At 72.3% G+C, this 1,810-nt stretch carries 1 protein-coding gene and 1 pseudogene; both read left to right on the forward strand.

Features of this window, described 5'->3' with window-relative positions:
* Nucleotides 1-569 (forward strand): SAM-dependent methyltransferase (locus AC08ON_RS16235; protein WP_476617269.1); only part of this gene is annotated, 569 nt, incomplete at its 5' end.
* Between the two features lie 279 nt (nucleotides 570-848).
* Nucleotides 849-1,810 (forward strand): annotated as a pseudogene (locus tag AC08ON_RS16240) (DISARM system helicase DrmA); the annotation flags it as partial.

The raw sequence follows: 1,810 nt of genomic DNA on the forward strand, positions 1-1,810 counted from the left end.
CCGCGGCGGGCACCCGGGCCATACCGACGACGAAGACTGCCGAGCCGTCCTACAAGTGCGTGTGTATCCCAGGGATGGTACAGATCGTCCTCGCGCATGCTCGCGCCCTGCTGACCGGCACACCCGAGGGTCGTATCGCCTATCTGAACGCCGACCTGCGGGAACCGGGGAAGATCCTGGCTTCGGCCGAGGTACGCGACACGCTCGACCTGAGCCGCCCCATCGCGCTTTCCCTGATCGCGATCATGCATTTTCATCCCGATTCCGAGGATCCCTACGGCCTTGTCCGTCGCTACCTCGACGCCCTGCCCTCGGGTAGCTGTCTGGCGTTCACTCATTGCACGGCCGATGCCGCGCCGGGGGAGGCCGGACGGCTTGTCGAGGTCTACCGGCAGCGGGGGATTCCCCTCACGATGCGTACCCGCGCCGAAGTCGAACGTTTTTTCGACGGTCTGGAGCTCGTCGAGCCGGGAGTGCAGATCGTCCATCGCTGGCGGGCCGAGGTGACCCCGGACGGCCCGACCGATGCCCAGGTCAACTGGTACGGCGGTGTCGCCCGGATGCCCTGACCACTGACCCGCGCGAGCGTTCACGAGGTCGGGTCCGCATGATCGCGCGGGGTCCCATGCGCGGTGGCCACGTTGTGGGGGGCAAGGCACGGTCCGGGGACTGCGGAGCGTGCCCAGGTCCCGCGCATTCACCGGCCGACATGTCGGACCCGGGTGGGATGGTGGCTTTCGTCGCCGATGACGATGGTGTAGCCTGTGAACCGAGTACACAGAAATCAAGTACACAGCATTCGTGGCGGGTCGTCGAGGCCCGGTGGATGCCGAGGGGGGAGACGCGCCGTGGTGGAGCCGGAGGCCGAGGGTGGGCTGTTCCCCGTGCCGCGGGGGGTCCCAGGGGCGCGGGCGGCGCCGCCTTCGCCCGCCGCGCCGGGGGGCGTGGGCGGCACCGGCGCGGGCGACGGGGCCGGTGCGGACGCCGACGGCCGTACGGCCGCGGAGGTCCTCGACGCGCCACAGCTCTTCGAGCCGGCGGCGTCCTACGAGGTCCGGGATGCCTTCGCCGAACTCGTCCGCCGGGATCTGCTCGGCCCGTGGGGCGGCGAGCGCGAGCAGTTCCACCCCAGGGCGATGGGCCCGCGCGAGCGGTACCTCGTCGGCATGCTCGGGCCGAAGCCGGCTCCGCGCGGTGCCCGGGAGGCCGCCACCGCGGACGTCGTCGCCGACACGGAGACGGCTGTGCAGGGCGACGCGGACGCCGACCTGCCGGAGATCGCCACCCCGCAGAACCGGGGGCGGATCTGGGCGTCGTCGATGGGACTCTCCTTCGCCGTGCCGGCCGGAAGTGACGGGCCGGCCGGAACCGACGGCACGGATCCGGTCGACGTCCTCGCCGTCACGGCGGCCTGGGGGCATTACACCAAGCGGGAGGTGGAGGACGACGAGGGCCGCAAGCGCAGCGCGTGGACCCGCGAACCGGTGGTCTTCGCGAACCGGGAGATCCGCCTGGACGATCACCTGGGCGTCGGTTCCCGGCGGATGCCGCTCGTCGGCGACGACGAGACCGGGGTCTTCCTCGTCGTCGCCGTCCGCGAGCGCGGTGCCCGTCGCGTCGTCGAGCTGACGCTGGTCAACAGCCAACCGGAGCCGCACTCGTCCGCGGACACGGCGTGGCTGTTCCAGCCGACGCTGTCGGTGACCGCGCTGGACGGCGCGCGCGCCGTCTTTCTGCCCGTCGACGATCCCGCGGACGAGTGCCCCGGCCCCGGCCCCGGCTCCCCCGCGGGCGGCGCGCCGCTCGCGGG

The sequence above is a fragment of the Frankia sp. CoWAU3 genome, assembly GCF_977971855.1.